Source organism: Pelomonas baiyunensis (assembly GCF_043555935.1).
Taxonomy (GTDB): domain Bacteria; phylum Pseudomonadota; class Gammaproteobacteria; order Burkholderiales; family Burkholderiaceae_C; genus Pelomonas; species Pelomonas baiyunensis.
In genome coordinates this window covers 438,084-454,444 of sequence record NZ_JBIGIB010000003.1, presented here as the reverse complement: position 1 = coordinate 454,444, position 16,361 = coordinate 438,084, and the positions used below count along the sequence as shown (strand labels likewise).

Genomic DNA, 16,361 nt, shown 5'->3' with positions numbered 1-16,361 from the left:
ACGAGCGGAGGCCGCGTTCAGTTCAAGCGCGCCAAGCGCTCCGTCAGCAACGCAAAGAACCCGTCGGCGTCCGCGTGCCGCAGCACCTGGGCGTTGGCGGGCAGGCCGGTCACGGCCCACCAGTCGATGACGGTCATGCCGCGCGTGAGTTCGCTTTGCGTCTCGATGCGCACGTTGCACTCGCGGCTGGTGAAGAGTTCGGGCTTGAGCAGGAAGGCGATGACGCAGGGGTCGTGCAGCGGGCCGCCGTCCTGGCCGTATTTCTCTTCGTCGTAGCGCTCAAAGAACTCCATCCACGCGGCCACCACGGCGCCCACGCGGTTGGGCAGCGCGCGGATGGCGTCGATGCGCTTCGCGGTGGTGAGCACCTCGTGCGTGACGTCCAGCGGCGCCATGGTGATGGGCACGCCGCTGGTGAACACCTCGTGCGCCGCCTGCGGGTCCACGTAGATGTTGAACTCGGCCGCCGGCGTGACGTTGCCGCCCTCGAAGAAGCCTCCGCCCATGAGCACGATGCGCTGGATGCGCGAGGCGATGTCCGGCGCCTGCCGCAGCGCCAGCGCGATGTTGGTCAGCGGGCCCAGTGGGCACAGGGTGACGGTGCCGGGCTCGCGTTCCCGCAGCGTCTGGATGATGAAATCCACCGCGTGGCGCGGGTCCACGGGCAGCGTGGGCTCGGGCAGGTCCACGCCGTTCAGGCCGGTGTCACCGTGCACGTGCTCGGCCGTCACCAGCGGCACGTCCAGCGGGCGGTCGGCGCCGGCGCAGACGGGCACGTCGCTGCGGCCGGCCAATTCCAGCACCTTGCGGGCATTCAGCGTGGTCAGCGACAGCGGCACGTTGCCGGCCACGGTGGTCACGCCCAGCAGGTCGAGCTCGGGCGAGGCGGCGGCCAGCAGCAGGGCTACGGCGTCGTCCTGGCCGGGGTCGGTGTCGATGATGATGGCGTGGCGGGTCATGAGAGGTCAGTGGGCGCCAGGGGCGCGATGTCGAGGTCGAGGGCGCCGAAGAGGCTGCTGCCTTCGGCGGTTTTGAGGTCCAGGTGCAGGCTGTCGCCCGCGGTGAGCGTCAGGTCCAGCGCGCCGAGCGACGCGCCCACCACCTGGCCGGCGCGCAGCGCCCGCAGCCGGGCCACGCGGGCCAGCGCGGCGCCGGGCTGGGCGTCGACGTCGCGCGCCGGCTGCTTGCTGCCGTTGTGCAGCGCATGCAGCCGGGCCTGCACGCGGCCGGTGCGCCAGGCGGTGCCCAGTTCATCGGGCGTCACGGCCAGCGGCGCGGCCTGGGTGGCGATGAGTTCATCGTCCAGCCGCCAGTCCACGGCCAAGGTCAACAGGCGCAGCGCGTCCAGCGACGCGGCGGTGTCGCTGGCGGGGGACAAGTCTCCGGCGATGGCGGCCAGCGCCACCTCGCCCACGGCGGGTGCGCGCAGCGGCTGGTGCGGGCCGGCGAACTGGCCGGCGTCGCGGCGCACCGCGCCGTCGGCCATCACCACGGCCCAGCCGCTGGCGCGGGGCAGCGGGGCCAGGCATTTGTCGGGGTCGAACGGAAAGGCGTGGCGCAGCTTGCCGTGGTTGAGCTGCACGGCCAGGTCTTCGAGTTGCGGGGCGAGGAAGCCCCAGTCGTCGAGCACCTGTTGCAGGCGGGTGGCGATGCCGGTGGCGAAGTGCGCCTGGGTCAGATCGCGCGAGACGACGACGAGGTGGCCGTCGCGCGAGCCGTCGGCGTAGCTGGCGAGTTTCATGGGGGCAATCGGAAGCAGTGGCAGCATTGTGCGATGCGCGCCCGGCTCACACCGCTTCTCACCCCGCTCCGGCTGCCCAAGCTGCCCCGGCTGGCGTGGGCCGCCCTGGCCGGCAGTGCGCTGGTGCATGGGTGGCTGGTGTGGCCCGGCCTGCCACGCACCCACCCGACGCAACCCAGCCGGGCGGTGAGCGTGGCGGTGTTGGCGCCGCCGCAGCTGCCGCAGCAACCCGTGGCCCTGCCGGAACCCGCCGAGCCGCTGGCGCCGCAGGCCACACCGGGCAGGTCGCCGCGCGACAGCAGCCGCCCGCCCCAGCCCGCCGTGGAGGCCCCCACGGCCGCCCTCCCCACACCGCTGCTGCGCCTGGCCGGCCCCGCCGCCTGGCAATACCGGCTGCGCCAGGGCGGCCAAGACGGCGAGGCCGTGCTGGACTGGCGCCCCGAGGCCGACGGCCGCTACACCCTGCGCCTGACGCGCCGCGTGGGTGAACGCACCCTGCCCGCCTGGGAAAGCCTGGGCCGCACCGGCAGCACCGGCCTGGCACCGGAGCGCTTTGCCCTGCAACGGGGCGGACAGGACCGCCAGGCCATCAATTTCGACACCGATGAGCGCCGCGTGAGTTTTTCCGCCAGCCCGGCGCACCTGGACCTGCCCGAAGGCACACAAGACCGCCTGAGCTGGTGGCTGCAACTGGCCGCCCTGGTGCAGGCCGCCCCCGCCCCAGGCGGCCGCTGGCGGGTGTGGGTGGCGGGCCTGCGCGGCGAGCTGCGCGAATGGGTGTTTGAAACCGTGGACGCCGCCCCCGACGACGCCGGCACCCTGCACGTGCGCCGCGTGCCCCTGGGCGAGCGCGACCCCGGCGTGGAGCTGTGGCTGGACCCGGCACGCGGCTACTGGCCGGTGCGGCTGCGCCAGGGCGACCCGGAGACGCGAGGTTACGAAATCGTTCTCAACGCTGTGAACTCCTGACGCTTCCTACACGTTGAACGCCTCGGGGATGACCCGAACAGCCAGGGCTTCTGCCAGTATCTGTACCGAGCGAGGCTTGAAACCCCCAGCCTCACCCGCAGTTGAAGCCCCGAGGAGAACACCATGCACATGCTCTACAACTCCGACAGCTTCATCGTCGTCCAGTTCGACGTGCCCAGCACGGCCGAGGTGCACGCAGTGGCGTCAGGCCCGCAGCTGCAACGCGGCGGGTTCGAGATCGTCGACAAGTTCGCCCGCAAGGAAATCTTCATCGAGGGCGCGCTGGCCGAATCGTTCCAGCAAGGCGTGCAAGCGCTGATCAATGACGGCGAGCCGTCGGAAGACGAGTTGGACGCGTTCATCGAGCCCTACGCCCTGATGGGCCAGCAACCGGTGGTGATGCACTGAGGCCCACCGGCCCCGCCCCGCAGCGCACGCCGGTTCTCGACGTCCACACACCGCACCACACCGCTCGGCCCACACGCTGAGTGGCACCTCGGGCGCCTGGCCACCTTTGGCCGTCGGCGCCCGAACCCGTTTCCCCAGCGGGCGCACCTGCCGCTGAAACAGGCCGCCAGGGCGCAGACCGGCACATCCTCACCCTTGGCGGGTGCACAGCGGGTTCGCCCTTGCGCATTGACGGTAAACGCGCAAGAAGTCGCATTGATCTGCCGCCAAGCCTGATACAAGATGGGTCAACGCCGGTCACGGACGACCGCGCAAGGAGCCCATCGATGGTGAAGCGAATTGCCGCAGAGACAGCCCCCCGGGCGTCCGCCGCGCGCGTGCTGCCCTCGCCCGGGCTGGACAGTGCCCCGGTGCTGGACCGGATGTGCTCGCAGTTCGTGCTGACGCTGACCGTCAAGCACGCCGGCCGGTTCAACCTGCGGCGCGATTTCAACGGCCTGCTCTCCTTCACCGGCCGCCACCTGGTGTGGCCCGCCCGCGTGCTGCAGCGCCTGCGCGCCTACCTGACGCAACGCTGCGCCGGCAACGAGCTGTGGCGCGGCCATGAGGCGCTGAGTGACGAAGCCTTCCTGGCCCGCTTCGGCCAGTGGAGCGGCCCGTTCTCGGAAGCCACCGTGTTCTTCTACCTGGACGAATACGTCAAGGACGCGCCCAAGGACATGATGGCCCTGCTGGCCACCACCTGCGAGCACCTGGACCGCCAGCTCAAGCGCGAGTCCACGCTGGTGGAGAAAAACATCGACGCGCTGGGCCAGCTGCTGCAGCTGAATCCGGCCGAGCGCGCCATCCTGCTGTACGGCACGCTGGCGCGCTACCAGCGCGAACTGCGCGGTGCGCTGGTGGAGTTCAAGGTGAACACCGCGCAGGAAGCCTTCGCAGCGATTGCCGCCGTGGCCGGGGTGGACGAGCGCGAAGTGGCCGAGGCGCTGCGCGCCGGCTCGCGGCTGGAACGCATCGGCATGGTGGAGAACCTGATCTCCGAGCACAACATCACCGACCTGGCCGACCTGATGAAGGTCAGCGACCAGCTGCCCCCGGTGCTGATGCGCGAGTACCAGGGCCCGCACGACCTGATGGCCGTGTTCACGCGGCCCGCCACGCCCAGCACCCTCAGCACCTCGGACTTCCAATTCGCCAGCGACGACCTGGGCCTGCTGCAAGGCCTGCTGCGCCGCGCGGTGGCCACCCACGCCACCGGCGTGAACGTGCTGCTCTACGGCCCGCCCGGCACCGGCAAAACCGAGCTGGCCAAGGTGGCCGCCGCCGCCGCCGGGCTGGACCTGTACGAGGTGGAATACGCCGACCGCGACGGCAACTCCCTGTCGGGGCGCGACCGCTACCGCTCGCTGCAGATCAGCCAGGTGTTCCTCAAAGCCAGCGCCAACGTGGCCCTGCTGTTCGACGAGGTGGAAGACGTGTTCCCGCCCCTGTCCAGCGACACCGCCTCGCTGCTGAACCGGCTGGACGCCAGCGCCGAAGGCGGCTTGAGCAACTCCGTCAGCGGCAAGGCCTGGGTGAACCAGATCCTGGAAACCAACCCGGTGCCGGTGATCTGGGTCACCAACCGCATCGAGCAGATCGACCCCGCCTTCCGCCGGCGCTTCCAGTACCACCTGGAACTCAAGTCGCCCCCGCCGGGTGCGCGCCACGGACTGGTGTCGCGCGCGCTGGGCGATGTGCCGGTGAGCGACGCCTTCGTGGCCAAGCTGGCCGAGCGCCCGGGCCTGACGCCCGCGCAGATCCGCACCGCCGTGCGCTTCGCCCAACTGGCCGGCGACCCGGCCGACGCCGAAAAGCTGATCGAGCGCCAGCTGCTGAACGCCGACAAAGCCCTGGGCCGCGACGACGGCGCCAGCCTCGCCCGCCCCTGCGTCACCCAGTACACGCTGGACCTGCTGAACTGCGAAAGCCGGTTCGAGATTCCGCGCATCGTCGAGGCCCTGCGCCGCACCGGCCGCGGGCAGCTGTGCTTCTACGGCCCGCCCGGCACCGGCAAGACCGCGCTGGCCGAGCACATCGCCCAAGCGCTGGGCCGGCCGCTGATGGTCAAGCGCGCCAGCGACATCGCCAGCAAGTTCGTCGGCGAGACCGAGCAGAACATGGCCAAGATGTTCGAGGCCGCGCAAACCGAAGGCGCCGTGCTGCTGCTGGACGAGGCCGACAGCTTCCTGCGCAGCCGCAAGCACGCCGAGCGGAACTACGAGGTGAGCGAGGTGAACGAAATGCTGGCCGGCATGGAGCGCTTCAACGGCCTGTTCATCTGCACCACCAACCTCTTCGACGACCTGGACGAAGCCGCCCTGCGCCGCTTCGCCTTCAAGATCCGCTTCAAGGCGCTCAAGCCTGAGCAGCGCATCGCGATGTTCGAACGCGAGGCCGGCGCGGTGCCGACCGACGAACAGCGCTCACGCCTGGCCGCCATGGACTGCCTGAGCCACGGCGACTTCGCCGCCGTGCGTCACCAGGTCGAGATCCTGGGCGAAGCCTTCACGCCGGATGAGTTCCTGGCGCAGCTGGAGAGCGAGCACCGGGCCAAGCCGGAGGTGCGGGAGCGGCGGGGGATTGGGTTTCGGTAGATCCGCAGAGGGTCAGTCGTCCGAGGTGTCCGGCGTCTTGTCGCGCCTGAAATCACCGTCTTCAACGGCTGCAACGAAGCCGTTGACTGCGATCGCCGCCACCCAGATCAGGCCGGAAATCCAAAAGGACATCCCGGTCCACCAGGCGAATAAGGCAGCAAAGGCCAACACTGCGACCCAAAAGATTGCCAGTGCGTGCCAGCGCGATGACCCCGCCGGTTTCATGGCCCCCATCGTCTCTCACAACAGCCTGAAGTAATACGTCGTCGAACACGGCTCGCCGTCCGGCATCAGCGCGTAGGTCGGAATGTCGCCGGCGCGCTGCCACCCCAGCCGCTCGTAGAGCCGTGACGCGTCGCTGCCGGTCACGGTGTCCAGCACCAACGTCGTTTTGCCCAGTTCACGCGCCTTGACCTCCAGCGCGCGCAGCAGCCGCTCGGCCACGCCCTGGCGGCGGGCGCGGCGGTGGACGAGCATCTTGGACACATCGGCCCGGTGGGGCTGGTTGTCCGGCAGGTCGATGACGAGGGACAGCGTGCCGCAGAGGCGGCCGGCGGCATCTTCCGCCACGAACAGGTGGCGCTCACCAGCGGCCACGCCGGCCGCGACCTTGCGCCAGAAGGCCTCCGGCCGCCCCTCGGCCAATGGCAGCATGAAGCCGACCGAGGCGCCGCCCTCCACGCAATCGCGCAGCACCTCGGCCAGTTCGGGCACGCGGGCCAGGGCCTCGGCGCCGTTGAGTTCTCGGATGGCTGTCATGCGCGGGCTCCGGTCAGGGCCACGGCGTAGCGGGCGGCGCGGGGGCCGGGGTTGTGGAAGGTGATGGGCGCGTCCAGCCGCACGGCCAGGCAGTCACCGGCGGCGAGTTGCCACTGGGTGGTGCCGTGGGTGATGTCCATGCTGCCGTCGATCATCCAGACGAGTTGGTGGATGTCGGCATCGCGGGCGGAGGTTTCAAACTGCACGCGCTGCCCTGGCGGAAAGATCACATCCACGAGTTGCAGTGGCGACACGCCCGGGGGCGACACGTTGCGGCGCCGGTAGCCGGAGGCCGGGTCGCTCCACACGGGTTGATCGGCCACGCGGGCCAGGGGCGACGGCGGCGCCGCACTTTCACCGGCTTCAAACAGCGTGGCCACGCTGACGCCCAGCGCTGACGAGAGCTTGTCCAGCACCACGGCGGTGGGGCTGCTTTGGCCGCGCTCGATCAGCGAGATGTTGGAGCGGCTGACGCCACTTTTGTGGGCGAGGGCGTCCAGCGACAGGCCGGCCTGGGTGCGCAGCGCGTGCAGGCGCCGGCCGATGCGTTCGGTGAGGTCCATGGGCGCCAGCTTACTGGAATTTCCGGTTTTATGGACAACTTCTCCATCAAACTGGAATGGCTCGCTCCACGGCCCGGCGCCAGGCGGGGTCGGGCCAGCGGCGGCCCAGGCGCCAGGCGGCGTGGGTGAGCTTGATGACGTGGGCATCGTGCTGCGCGCAGGCGGCCGAGATGAGGGTGGGCCAGGGGCGGGTGGGCGGCGTATCCAGCACCAGGGCGGGCGTGGCGCCGCTGGCCAGCAGACCGGCCGCAGCGGCCACCACAAAACCAGGCGCCAAGGCGGGCGTGGGCCACCAGGGCTCCAGCACGGCGAGCGCATGGCAGGCGGTGAGCAGGTGCAGCACCGTGAAGTTGCCGGTGGCCGCGTAGGTGCGCGCCGCCAGCAGGGCCAGGTCACGCAAGGCGTCAGGCCCGGCAGGCAGGCGCGCCGCAGCCGCCGCAAAGCCCGGCACAGCACCCCAGGCCTCCATGCGGCAGGCGATGAAGCGGCCGGTCACGTCTGCCGGGCGGGGCAGTTGCTGCAAGGCCTGCAGCGCGTCAGGCCAAGGCAGCGGCTCCTCGGCCGGCAGCACCGGCAGGGGCATGAAGTGCGAGGCCCAGTGCGCCAGGCCGGCGGCCAGTTCGGCGTCGTGCCCGGCCAGCACGGCGTGGCCGGTGCGGATCAGGCCATGAAAGGCGATGGTGCCCGCGCCGGGCAGCAGCAGGGCCAGGGCTTCACGCAGTGCTGTGGGCGTGCCGGCCACGGCCATGCGTGCGGTGAAGTGCGCGCGCCAGGCGGCATCGCTGGCCGGGCGGCCCAGGTCGCGCGCGAGCACGATGCGCGCCGGCGGCTCGGCGGCCCGGGGTTCCAGCACGGTCTCGTGGGCCTCGGTGAAGGCTTGCAGTTGCTCGGCCGAGGCGCCCAGTTCCAGCAGGGCCTGCTGCGCCATGGGCAGGTGGTTGCTCATGCGGCCGCCGTAGGTGGCCGACCAGGCTTGGCCGGCGTCCAGCAGGCGGTGCAGTTGGGGCCGGGTGGCTGGGGTGGCCAACCGGTAAGGGGCGTGCGGAATGCCGCGGGGGGCGTCTGGCGTGGCAGTGTTCAGGTGCATGGCGAGTCCGTTCATGGGAACATGGCGCCATGGTCGAAGTTGAAGTGAACTTGAAGTCAAGCGCTGCCCCGATGACGATCGGCCAGCTGGCTCGGCGCGCGGGCGTGGCGGCCAGCGCCTTGCGGTTTTACGAGGCTGAGGGGCTGCTGGCCGGCAGCCGCAGCGCGGGCGGGCACCGGCAGTACCCGCGGCATGCGTTGCGGCGGGTGGCGTTCATTCGCGCAGCGCAGGCGGTGGGCCTGAGCTTGCCGCAGATCAAGGCGGCCCTGGCCACGCTGCCGGACAGTCGAACCCCGACCAAGGCCGATTGGGCCCGGCTGTCGGCCGCCTGGGCACCGCTGCTGGACGCACGCATCGCCGCGCTGCAAAAGCTGCGCGGGCAGCTGACGAGTTGCATCGGCTGCGGCTGCCTGTCGCTGAAGGCGTGCGCCCTGTACAACCCGCAGGACGAGGCCCGCGCCACCGGCCCCGGGCCCAGGCTTCTGCGCATCGAAACCGAGCGTTGACCTGAAGCTTGAACCTTGGGCGACAGCCGCCTTTCGATTCCCGGCGAAAATGTCGGGTTAACCCGTCACCCGAACCTCAGCGAGCGCCCATGAGTGCCTTCAACGAAGAGACCGTCCTGACCGTCCATCACTGGACTGACCGCCTGTTCAGCTTCACCACGACACGTGACCAGGCCCTGCGTTTTTCCAACGGTCATTTCACGATGATTGGCCTGAAGGGCGACAACGGCAAGCCGCTGCTGCGGGCGTACTCCATCGTCAGCGCGAACTACGAAGAGAACCTGGAGTTCCTGAGCATCAAGGTGCCGGACGGCCCGCTGACCTCCAAGCTGCAGCACATCAAGCCGGGCGACAAGATCATCGTCGGCCGCAAGCCCACGGGCACGCTGCTGATCGACTACCTGCTGCCGGGCAAGAACCTGTACCTGCTGGGCAGCGGCACGGGCCTGGCGCCGTTCATCAGCATCGTGCGCGACCCGGAAACGTACGAGCGCTTTGAGAAGGTCATCATCGTGCACGGCGTGCGCGAAGTGGCCGAGCTGGCCTACCACGACCACCTCACCGTGGACCTGCCCAAGCACGAGTTCCTGGGCGAATACGCCAGCCAGCAGCTGCTGTACTACCCGACGGTGACCCGCGAGTCGTACAAGAACATGGGCCGCATCACCGACCTGATCCAGACCGGCAAGCTGCAAGCCGACCTGGGCCTGCCGCCGCTGAACCCCGAGAACGACCGCATCATGCTGTGCGGCAGCCCCGCGCTGCTGAAGGACATGAAGCAGATGCTGGAGCTGCGCAACTTCAAGGAAGGCAGCACCACGACGCCGGGCGACTACGTGATCGAACGCGCTTTCGTCGAGCAGTGATCCGTCAGGTCGAGCGGGTGGCCGGCGGCGCCCCCGCGTCGGCCGGCCGATCTGCATAGTGCCGCGCCAGCGGCGCGCACACCATGAGCTGCAGCTGGTGGAACACCATCAGCGGCAGCACCAGCAGGCCCACGGCCTGCCCGGCAAAAAGAATCTGGGCCATGGGCACGCCACTGGCCAGGGTCTTCTTGGAGCCGCAGAACACGATGGCGATCTCGTCCTCGCGCGAGAAGCCCAGCACCCGGCTCAGCACCGTCAGCAGCGGCATGACGAGGGCCAGCAGCAGCGCGCTGATGCCCACCAGCGCCAGCAGCGTGAGCGGCGGGAGCTGCCGGTACAGCCCCTGCACCGTGGCCGCGCTGAACGCGCCGTACACCACCAGCAAGATGGTGCCCTGGTCCGACATGCGGATCCACGCCTTGTGGCGGGCCACCCAGCCGCCCGTCCAGCCCTGCAGCACCTGGCCCGCCACGAAGGGCAGCAGCAGCGTGAACACGATGCCCTCGAAGGTGTGCCAGCTCAGCTTCACCGCGCCGGCATCGGCCGCGCCGCCCGCCCACTGCGCCAGGGCCGCCATCAGCAGCGGCGTGACGGCCATGCCGAGGATGTTGGAGGTGGACGCGCTGCACAGCGCCGCGGCCACGTTGCCGCGCGCCACTGACGTGAAGGCGATGGACGACTGCACCGTGGACGGCAGCGCGCAGATGAACAGCACGCCCAGGTAGAGCGTGTGCCCCACCAGCGGCTCCAGCCAGGGCCGCAGCAACAGGCCCAGCACCGGGAACAGCACAAACGTGGCGGCAAACACCAGCGCATGCAGCCGCCAGTGCAGCAGCCCCTCCCAGACCACGCGGCGCGAGAGCTTGCTGCCGTGCAGGAAGAACAGCAGCGCCACCGCCGCCTGCGTGAGCGCATCCAGCACCGGCACGCCCTGCCCTTGCACCGGCAGCAACAAGGCCAGGCCCACCACGCCCAGCAAGGAAAGCACGAAGTTGTCAGGCAGCCAGGCGGGGCGGGTCATGGGGCGGAGTCGATGCGAACGAAGCCCCACATCATGCACCGCGCGGGCGCTGAGGCCCGCTCACCACGCCCCATGCGGCGGCGGCTTTACATACCCTTGAACAGGTGCGTGTAGCTGCGGCTGACTTCGAGCTTTTCGGTCAGGCCCTTCACGCCCACGAGCTGGCGGCCGCGGAAGTCGCGCGTGATGCCGTCGATGGCCCGGGCGTTCACCAGCGTGGAGCGGTGGATTTGCCAAAACAGCTGCGGGTCCAGCTCGTCCACCAGCTCCTTGATGGGCTTGCGGATGAGCGCCTCGAGCTTGGCCGTCTGCACGCGGGTGTATTTCTCGTCGCTGATGAAGAACAGCACGTCCTCCACCGGAATCATCTGGATGGCCTGGCCCACGCTGGCCTGGATCCACTGCAGGTACTGCGGCGCGGCACCGGCCGGGTTCATCTGGCCGGCCAGCTTGTGCAGCAGCTGCTGCAGCGGCGCGGGCGCGCTGTCGCTGAAGTCCGACGTGGGGGCCTCGCGCTGGGCCAGGCGCTTTTTGATGCGGGCCACGGTCAGCTGCAGGCGGTCCCGCTCGGCGGGCTTGAGCACGTAGTCGGCCACACCCTGCTCGAAGGCTTCCACGGCGTACTGGTCGTACGCGGTGATGAACACGATCTCGGGCACGGCCCAGTCGTCGTCGTCCGGCAGGTCGCCCGGCAGCTGGGCGATCTGGCGGGCGGCTTCCACGCCGGTGAGGCCGGGCATGCGGATGTCCAGGAACACGAGGTCGGGCTTGTGCTCCTTGGTGAGCTCCACGGCCTCGAGGCCGTTCTTGGCCTCGGCCACGATCTGCAACTCGGGCCACACCTCGGTGAGGCGGCTGCGCAGTTGCTCGCGCATCAGGCGTTCGTCGTCGGCCAGAACGGCACGGATGGGGGTGGCGGTGTTCATGGCCGGCGATGCTAGTTCAAGCGCGAGGCGGGCAGACCCGAGTCAAACGCGAGGGGGACTCAGGCGCGAGGCGCCTGGGCCCGGCTGCGGTTGCGCAGCACGATGAAAGCCAGCAGGCACAGCAGGATCAGCGGCGAGCCGAGCACGGCGCCCACGCCCAGCAGGCTGGCCACCACCACGGCCATGACGCCGCCCACGATCAACAGCGGCAGCGCCACGCCCAGCAGGAACACCAGCGGCACCACCACCACGCACACCGCACCGGCCACGAAGAGCCCGATGCTGGCGCCCAGCCAGTCGCCGAAGTCGCTGCTGCCGAGGAAGAGTTCCTCGTCGTTGAGCACGATGTGCATGTCGGAGCCGTGGTGGTTCAGCAGGGCAAAGCCGCCAAACATCGCCATCACCACCATCAGCGCGGTGCCGATGAACAGGATCTTGAACAGGGTCTTCATGCTGACGCTCCTTCGTCGTTGCGGCTGCGGTAAGGCACGGTGATGGTGACCACGGTGCCCGAGGGTTGGTTCTCGGTGACGGTGACGCTGGCCTTGGGGCCATGCAGCAGTTGCAGGCGTTCGCGGATGTTGGCCAGGCCCACCCCGGTGCCGCTGGTGGCGGCGCGGCCGAAGCCCAGGCCCGTGTCGGCCACGGTGACGGCCAGCTTGCCGTGCACGATCTCGGCCTTGACCTTGAGCGAGCCACCCTCGGCCTTGGGCTCCAGGCCGTGCTTGATGGCGTTCTCCACCAGGCCCTGGATCATCATGGGCGGGAACTCGGCCGACATCAGGCCCTCGGGCACGTCGATCTCGGTCTGCAGGCGCTCTTCCATGCGCATCTTCAGGATCTCGAGGTAGGGGCGGATGACCGCCAGCTCGCGGCCCAGGTCGCGCACCGCGCCGTTGGCGTTGGCCTCGCGCATGGTGGGCATGGAGGCCCGCAGCAGCGCGATCAGGTTCTTCTGCATCTGGCTGGCGCGGGGCGGGTCGACCTCGATCAGGTGGTCGATGCTGGCCAGCGTGTTGAACAGGAAGTGCGGCTCCACCTGGGCCTGCATGGCGGCCATGCGGGCTTCGACGACCTGGCGCTTCAAGGCCTCGCTCTCGGCGTTCTCGGCGGCCTGCGCGGCCTTCACCTCGGCCTGGATGCGCCCCTTGTACATGGCCTTGATCACGGCCGACGCCAGGATCCACAGCACCGCCAGGTCCATCAGCGAGTCACCGGCGTGCACCACGGTCACGCGGCGGCGGCTTTCGGCGCTGCCCATCTCGGCGGTGGCTTCTTCCAGCGCCTGGCGGGCTTCCTCGGCAGCTTGCTGGGCTTCCTTGAGCTCGTCGGTTTCCTGCTTGAGCTGGCCGATCTGCTCTTTGGCCTGCTCGACGGCGGCGCGGATGTCCTCGGGCTTGGCGCTCTTGGGGAAATCGAGCTGGATGGACGGGGGCGACGGCGGCTCGCCCGGGCCGTCGGGGGCGCCCGGCACATCGGGTGCCTCGGCCGGGGCTGCACTGGCCGCACCCGCCGGGCGCACCGGCACGATGCGGATGCCGCGCTCGTCCACCTTCACCTCGTAGTGCACGCCGGAGTCGCCCCCGGCCTTGCGGGCGATCTTCTCGGCGGCCTTGTCCACGGCCTTGCGGGCCTGCTCGGCGGCCTTCTTGGCGTCAGCCTCCAGCTTGGCCTGGCGGCGCTGGGTCTTGCGGTCGGGTTCCTCGATCTGCTCCGAGATCTTCCAGGTGAAGGGTGGCAGGTCCTTGAGCACGTTCACGCCGATCAGCAGCGCCACCGACAGCAGCGCAAACCGCCGCCAGCTGATGGTGACCAGCCAGCCGGCGTACAGGTGGAAGTAGCGCACCACGGTGCTGGCAAAGCGCTGCCAGCGCTCGATCCAGAGCTTTTGCTGGGGGCTGGGGGTGAAGGAGGTGCTCATGGCCGTTTTTCGTCGTTGGAGCCCACTGTACGCAGGGCCGGCGCCCCGGGCGCGGCGCAGGCGACGCGCTGGCCGAGCCGGGTGACGAACTGCATGGGGGGGCGACAGGCCGCATCGGGCCACCGCAGGGTCGGCCCGGGGGCTGCCGGCGCAGGCGGCAATAGATCACGGATCGCCAGCCAGCGCGCACGAAAAAGCCCGCCAGAGGCGGGCTTTCGGGGGCGGTACGCCGAGCACAAGGCCAGGCGCGAGGCCGGCCGCTTACTGCTTGACGGCTTCGATCTGGATCACGATGCGCACGCTGTCCGGGATGCCCGGCACGCCGTAGGTGATGCCCCACTGGCTGCGCTGGATGGTGGTTTCGAAGTCGCCACCGCACACCTCACGCTTGAGCATGGGGTTGTCGTAGCAGTTGAAGCCGTTGGCGGTGAGCGTGACCGGGTTGGTCTTGCCGCGCAGGGTCAGCTCGCCGCTGACGCTGACCAGCTTGTCGCCGTTGAAGTTGAACTTGTCGCCCACGAACTTGGCGGTGGGGAACTCGGCGGCGGCGAAGAAGTCCTTGCTCTTGAGGTGGCCGTCGAACGGGCCCACGCCGGTGGAGATGGAGTTCATGTCCAGCGTCACGTCGACCTTGCCGGTCTTGGCGGCCTTGTCGTAGACGATGGTGCCTTCCTTCTTGTCCCAGCGGCCGCGGTTGGTGCTGGTGCCGAAGTGCTTGGCCTCGAAGAACACGGTGGTGTGCGTGGGCTCCAGGGCGTAGGTGGCGCTTTGGGCCTGCGCAGCACCAACGGCGGCGAGCAGGGCGGTCAGCAGCAGGGCTTTCTTCATGGGGAGGGTCTCCAGGGGTGGGGTGAGGAACAAACGGGGGGTGGCAGGCCGGTGCCGGGTCACAGACCCGAGAACGCCAGCTTGAACTTGACGGTCACGTCGTTGGCGACGATGGAGGTGTCGGCCCATTCGCCGTCACCGATCTTGAAATCCAGCCGCTTGATGGCCACGCTGCCGCTGGCCACGCCGGCGGCCAGCGTGATGGGCACCACCACGTCGTGGCTGTTGCCCTTGATGGTGAGCTTGCCGGCCACGTCGTACTTGCCCGCGCCGGTGGGCTTGATGCTGCTGGACACGAAGGTGGCGCGGCCGTTGCGCTTGGTGTCGAACCAGGTGGCGGCGGCCAGTTCCTTGTCGTAGCTCGGGTCGCCCAGCGACACGCTGCCCAGGTCCACGCTGAAGCTGATCTTGCCGGCCTCGGGCTTCTTGGTGTCGAAGTCCAACTGGGCGTCGAACTTCTTGAACTTGCCGTCCAGCGGCACGCCCATTTGCTTGAAGGTGAAGGCCAGGTCGCTCTTGTCGGCCTGCAGCGTGGCCGCGCGGGCCGGCAGCAGAGCCACGGCCAGGCTCAGGGCCGCGAGGAATCGGGTCATGGGGAACTCCAGGGTGGGTTCAGGAACGACGCAGCGACATGCGGGCCAGCAGCCCGTCGCGGTCGACGAAATGGTGTTTGAGCGCGCCGGCCACGTGGGCCAGCACCAGCAGGGCCAGGCCCCAGGCCAGCAGCTCGTGGGCTTCTTCCATCACTTCGGCCAGGCCCTCGTGCTTGGGCACGAAGTCGGGCAGCGGCAGCACGCCGAACCACACGATGGGGTAGCCCTTGGCCGAGCTCATGGCCCAACCGGTCAGCGGCACCGCGAAGAACACGAGGTACAGCAGCACATGCACGCCGTGGGCCACGCGCGCCTGCCACGCGGGCATGGGCAAGTCAGCCGGCGGCCGGTGCGTCAGGCGCCACAGCAGGCGCAGCGCCGACAGCGCCAGGATGGTGACACCCGCCCACTTGTGCCAGTTGTAGAGCTTGACCCGCGTCGGCGAGAACGGCAGCTCGGTCATGTACAGCCCCACGCCGAAGGCGCCGACGATGGCCAGGGCCAGCAGCCAGTGCAGGACGATGGCGACGGGGGTGTAGCGGTCAGGGCGGTTCATGGACATGGAGTGTGTGCGGGGTGCGGCCCGGGGCGGTTCATGGGCCTTGATGCCAATGTTCAGCGATTTTGAACAGCGACCCGGGGCTGGGGTCAATCCCGTTCATCGAGCCGCGCGCCCGCGGCCCACCAGAAACACGCCGGACAGCACCAGCACCGTGCCCACCGCGATCCAGCCATTCAGCGGTTCGCCCAGGATGAGGTAGCCCATCAGCAGCGTGCTCATGGGGCCCACCATGCCCACCTGCGACGACAGCGGCGCCCCGATGCGCGCAATCGCCAGCATCACCATCAACACCGGCGCCACCGTGCAGGCCGTGGCGTTGAGCAGCGACAGCGCCATCACCGGGGCCGGCACCCAGGCCGCGTCCAACGGGCGCCACACCAGGAATTGCGCGACGCACAACGCCCCGGCCACGCTGCTGGCCAGGCCCGTGAGGCGCAGCGCGCCCAGGCGCTGCACCACACGGCCGCTGAGGGCCAGGTAGATGGCGTAACTCACCGCACTGCCGAACACCAGCGCCGCGCCCAGCGCAGTGTTGGCGCCGTCGAAGTGCAACTCGTGCGCGAACACCGCCACCACGCCCGCATAGCTCACCGCCATGGCCAGCACCTGGCGCGCCTGCAGCCGGTGGTGGAAGCACACCACCGAGATCAGCAGCACCAGCGTGGGGTTGAGGTACAGGATGAGCCGCTCCAGGCTGGCCGAGATGTAGGCCAGGCCGGCAAAGTCCAGGTAACTGGCCAGGTAGTAGCCGGTGAAGCCCAGCACCGCGATGTCGCGCCAGTCCCGCCGCGTCAGCGCCGGCTGCCCGCGCCCGGCCCACCAGGCCAGCGCCAGAAAGAACGGCAAGGCCAGCAACATGCGCCACATCAGCAGCGTGACGGCATCCACGCCGTAGCGGTAGGCCAGCTTGACGATGATGGCCTTGCCCGAGAACCCGACGGCGCCCAGCATCGCCATCACCAGGCCGGACCAGAG

Annotated in this window: 19 protein-coding genes; 5 read left to right on the top strand and 14 right to left on the bottom strand. The window is 69.5% G+C overall.

Going from position 1 to position 16,361, the window contains the following annotated elements:
* Nucleotides 1–17: 17 nt before the first annotated feature.
* Together ACG01O_RS12545 and ACG01O_RS12540 are read right to left on the bottom strand one after the other, a co-directional pair.
* On the bottom strand, nucleotides 18–959 hold the full coding sequence (locus ACG01O_RS12545; protein ID WP_394385028.1) for a nucleoside hydrolase: 942 nt from the start codon (nucleotides 957–959) through the stop codon (nucleotides 18–20).
* Nucleotides 956–1,741: a fumarylacetoacetate hydrolase gene (locus ACG01O_RS12540; protein ID WP_394385026.1), complete on the bottom strand. Its 786-nt coding sequence runs from the start codon at nucleotides 1,739–1,741 to the stop codon at nucleotides 956–958. Before ACG01O_RS12540 ends, ACG01O_RS12545 begins: the two co-directional genes overlap by 4 nt.
* Before the next feature lie 33 nt (nucleotides 1,742–1,774).
* Here ACG01O_RS12540 and ACG01O_RS12535 point away from each other — a divergent pair, with 33 nt between their 5' ends.
* The 3 genes from ACG01O_RS12535 (at nucleotide 1,775) to ACG01O_RS12525 (ending at nucleotide 5,754) form a co-directional block, all read left to right on the top strand.
* Nucleotides 1,775–2,710, top strand: coding sequence for a DUF3108 domain-containing protein (locus tag ACG01O_RS12535; RefSeq protein WP_394385024.1), 936 nt, complete (start codon nucleotides 1,775–1,777; stop codon nucleotides 2,708–2,710).
* Nucleotides 2,711–2,833: 123 nt separating this feature from the next.
* Nucleotides 2,834–3,118, top strand: coding sequence for a BTH_I0359 family protein (locus ACG01O_RS12530; protein WP_394385022.1), 285 nt, complete (start codon nucleotides 2,834–2,836; stop codon nucleotides 3,116–3,118).
* A gap of 326 nt (nucleotides 3,119–3,444) precedes the next feature.
* Nucleotides 3,445–5,754: an ATP-binding protein gene (locus ACG01O_RS12525; RefSeq protein WP_394385020.1), complete on the top strand. Its 2,310-nt coding sequence runs from the start codon at nucleotides 3,445–3,447 to the stop codon at nucleotides 5,752–5,754.
* A 12-nt stretch (nucleotides 5,755–5,766) separates the two neighbouring features.
* Here ACG01O_RS12525 and ACG01O_RS12520 read toward each other — a convergent pair whose 3' ends face one another.
* Genes ACG01O_RS12520 through ACG01O_RS12505 form a run of 4 tightly spaced genes read right to left on the bottom strand, consistent with a single transcriptional unit; the run spans nucleotide 5,767 to nucleotide 8,163 of the window.
* Complete coding sequence (locus tag ACG01O_RS12520; RefSeq protein ID WP_394385018.1) at nucleotides 5,767–5,979, bottom strand: hypothetical protein; 213 nt, start codon at nucleotides 5,977–5,979, stop codon at nucleotides 5,767–5,769.
* A 15-nt stretch (nucleotides 5,980–5,994) separates the two neighbouring features.
* Nucleotides 5,995–6,513 carry a GNAT family N-acetyltransferase gene (locus ACG01O_RS12515; RefSeq protein WP_394385017.1) on the bottom strand — a complete coding sequence of 173 codons (519 nt, stop codon included), beginning with the start codon at nucleotides 6,511–6,513 and terminating at the stop codon, nucleotides 5,995–5,997.
* The gene (locus tag ACG01O_RS12510; RefSeq protein WP_394385015.1) at nucleotides 6,510–7,076 is read right to left on the bottom strand and encodes a helix-turn-helix domain-containing protein; all 567 of its coding nucleotides are present in this window, start codon (nucleotides 7,074–7,076) and stop codon (nucleotides 6,510–6,512) included. The genes ACG01O_RS12515 and ACG01O_RS12510 overlap by 4 nt, the downstream gene beginning before the upstream one ends.
* Before the next feature lie 46 nt (nucleotides 7,077–7,122).
* The gene (locus ACG01O_RS12505; protein WP_394385013.1) at nucleotides 7,123–8,163 is read right to left on the bottom strand and encodes a questin oxidase family protein; all 1,041 of its coding nucleotides are present in this window, start codon (nucleotides 8,161–8,163) and stop codon (nucleotides 7,123–7,125) included.
* A 71-nt stretch (nucleotides 8,164–8,234) separates the two neighbouring features.
* Between ACG01O_RS12505 and soxR the strand changes: the two genes are divergently transcribed.
* Nucleotides 8,235–8,669 (top strand): redox-sensitive transcriptional activator SoxR, encoded by a 435-nt coding sequence (gene soxR / locus ACG01O_RS12500; protein ID WP_394385011.1) that lies wholly within the window; start codon nucleotides 8,235–8,237, stop codon nucleotides 8,667–8,669.
* Nucleotides 8,670–8,758: 89 nt separating this feature from the next.
* Nucleotides 8,759–9,535 carry a ferredoxin--NADP reductase gene (locus tag ACG01O_RS12495; RefSeq protein WP_394385009.1) on the top strand — a complete coding sequence of 259 codons (777 nt, stop codon included), beginning with the start codon at nucleotides 8,759–8,761 and terminating at the stop codon, nucleotides 9,533–9,535.
* A 4-nt stretch (nucleotides 9,536–9,539) separates the two neighbouring features.
* Here the strand turns inward: ACG01O_RS12495 and ACG01O_RS12490 are convergent, their stop codons facing one another.
* The 8 genes from ACG01O_RS12490 to ACG01O_RS12455 all read right to left on the bottom strand — a co-directional run bounded on the left by ACG01O_RS12490 (nucleotide 9,540) and on the right by ACG01O_RS12455 (nucleotide 16,343).
* Nucleotides 9,540–10,556 (bottom strand): bile acid:sodium symporter family protein, encoded by a 1,017-nt coding sequence (locus ACG01O_RS12490; RefSeq protein WP_394385007.1) that lies wholly within the window; start codon nucleotides 10,554–10,556, stop codon nucleotides 9,540–9,542.
* Nucleotides 10,557–10,642: 86 nt separating this feature from the next.
* Nucleotides 10,643–11,482, bottom strand: a complete 840-nt coding sequence (locus ACG01O_RS12485) for a LytR/AlgR family response regulator transcription factor (protein WP_394385005.1) — start codon at nucleotides 11,480–11,482, stop codon at nucleotides 10,643–10,645.
* Nucleotides 11,483–11,541: 59 nt separating this feature from the next.
* Nucleotides 11,542–11,934 (bottom strand): hypothetical protein, encoded by a 393-nt coding sequence (locus ACG01O_RS12480; protein ID WP_394385003.1) that lies wholly within the window; start codon nucleotides 11,932–11,934, stop codon nucleotides 11,542–11,544.
* Entirely contained in the window at nucleotides 11,931–13,403 is a 1,473-nt protein-coding gene (locus ACG01O_RS12475; protein WP_394385001.1) for a sensor histidine kinase, read from the bottom strand. The genes ACG01O_RS12480 and ACG01O_RS12475 overlap by 4 nt, the downstream gene beginning before the upstream one ends.
* A gap of 261 nt (nucleotides 13,404–13,664) precedes the next feature.
* On the bottom strand, nucleotides 13,665–14,231 hold the full coding sequence (locus ACG01O_RS12470; RefSeq protein ID WP_394384999.1) for a YceI family protein: 567 nt from the start codon (nucleotides 14,229–14,231) through the stop codon (nucleotides 13,665–13,667).
* A gap of 59 nt (nucleotides 14,232–14,290) precedes the next feature.
* Entirely contained in the window at nucleotides 14,291–14,824 is a 534-nt protein-coding gene (locus ACG01O_RS12465; protein WP_394384997.1) for a YceI family protein, read from the bottom strand.
* Between the two features lie 19 nt (nucleotides 14,825–14,843).
* Nucleotides 14,844–15,386 (bottom strand): cytochrome b, encoded by a 543-nt coding sequence (locus ACG01O_RS12460; RefSeq protein WP_394384995.1) that lies wholly within the window; start codon nucleotides 15,384–15,386, stop codon nucleotides 14,844–14,846.
* A 96-nt stretch (nucleotides 15,387–15,482) separates the two neighbouring features.
* Nucleotides 15,483–16,343 carry a DMT family transporter gene (locus ACG01O_RS12455; protein ID WP_394385648.1) on the bottom strand — a complete coding sequence of 287 codons (861 nt, stop codon included), beginning with the start codon at nucleotides 16,341–16,343 and terminating at the stop codon, nucleotides 15,483–15,485.
* Between the last annotated feature and the right edge of the window lie 18 nt (nucleotides 16,344–16,361).

Bases quoted from the DNA above. Each gene is read 5' to 3' on its own strand.
- ACG01O_RS12545 (WP_394385028.1), bottom strand. From the start codon at position 959: ATGACCCGCCACGCCATCATCATCGACACCGACCCCGGCCAGGACGAC.
- ACG01O_RS12540 (WP_394385026.1), bottom strand. From the start codon at position 1,741: ATGAAACTCGCCAGCTACGCCGACGGCTCGCGCGACGGCCACCTCGTC.
- ACG01O_RS12535 (WP_394385024.1), top strand. From the start codon at position 1,775: ATGCGCGCCCGGCTCACACCGCTTCTCACCCCGCTCCGGCTGCCCAAG.
- ACG01O_RS12530 (WP_394385022.1), top strand. From the start codon at position 2,834: ATGCACATGCTCTACAACTCCGACAGCTTCATCGTCGTCCAGTTCGAC.
- ACG01O_RS12525 (WP_394385020.1), top strand. From the start codon at position 3,445: ATGGTGAAGCGAATTGCCGCAGAGACAGCCCCCCGGGCGTCCGCCGCG.
- ACG01O_RS12520 (WP_394385018.1), bottom strand. From the start codon at position 5,979: ATGAAACCGGCGGGGTCATCGCGCTGGCACGCACTGGCAATCTTTTGG.
- ACG01O_RS12515 (WP_394385017.1), bottom strand. From the start codon at position 6,513: ATGACAGCCATCCGAGAACTCAACGGCGCCGAGGCCCTGGCCCGCGTG.
- ACG01O_RS12510 (WP_394385015.1), bottom strand. From the start codon at position 7,076: ATGGACCTCACCGAACGCATCGGCCGGCGCCTGCACGCGCTGCGCACC.
- ACG01O_RS12505 (WP_394385013.1), bottom strand. From the start codon at position 8,163: ATGCACCTGAACACTGCCACGCCAGACGCCCCCCGCGGCATTCCGCAC.
- soxR (WP_394385011.1), top strand. From the start codon at position 8,235: ATGACGATCGGCCAGCTGGCTCGGCGCGCGGGCGTGGCGGCCAGCGCC.
- ACG01O_RS12495 (WP_394385009.1), top strand. From the start codon at position 8,759: ATGAGTGCCTTCAACGAAGAGACCGTCCTGACCGTCCATCACTGGACT.
- ACG01O_RS12490 (WP_394385007.1), bottom strand. From the start codon at position 10,556: ATGACCCGCCCCGCCTGGCTGCCTGACAACTTCGTGCTTTCCTTGCTG.
- ACG01O_RS12485 (WP_394385005.1), bottom strand. From the start codon at position 11,482: ATGAACACCGCCACCCCCATCCGTGCCGTTCTGGCCGACGACGAACGC.
- ACG01O_RS12480 (WP_394385003.1), bottom strand. From the start codon at position 11,934: ATGAAGACCCTGTTCAAGATCCTGTTCATCGGCACCGCGCTGATGGTG.
- ACG01O_RS12475 (WP_394385001.1), bottom strand. From the start codon at position 13,403: ATGAGCACCTCCTTCACCCCCAGCCCCCAGCAAAAGCTCTGGATCGAG.
- ACG01O_RS12470 (WP_394384999.1), bottom strand. From the start codon at position 14,231: ATGAAGAAAGCCCTGCTGCTGACCGCCCTGCTCGCCGCCGTTGGTGCT.
- ACG01O_RS12465 (WP_394384997.1), bottom strand. From the start codon at position 14,824: ATGACCCGATTCCTCGCGGCCCTGAGCCTGGCCGTGGCTCTGCTGCCG.
- ACG01O_RS12460 (WP_394384995.1), bottom strand. From the start codon at position 15,386: ATGTCCATGAACCGCCCTGACCGCTACACCCCCGTCGCCATCGTCCTG.
- ACG01O_RS12455 (WP_394385648.1), bottom strand. From the start codon at position 16,343: ATGGCGATGCTGGGCGCCGTCGGGTTCTCGGGCAAGGCCATCATCGTC.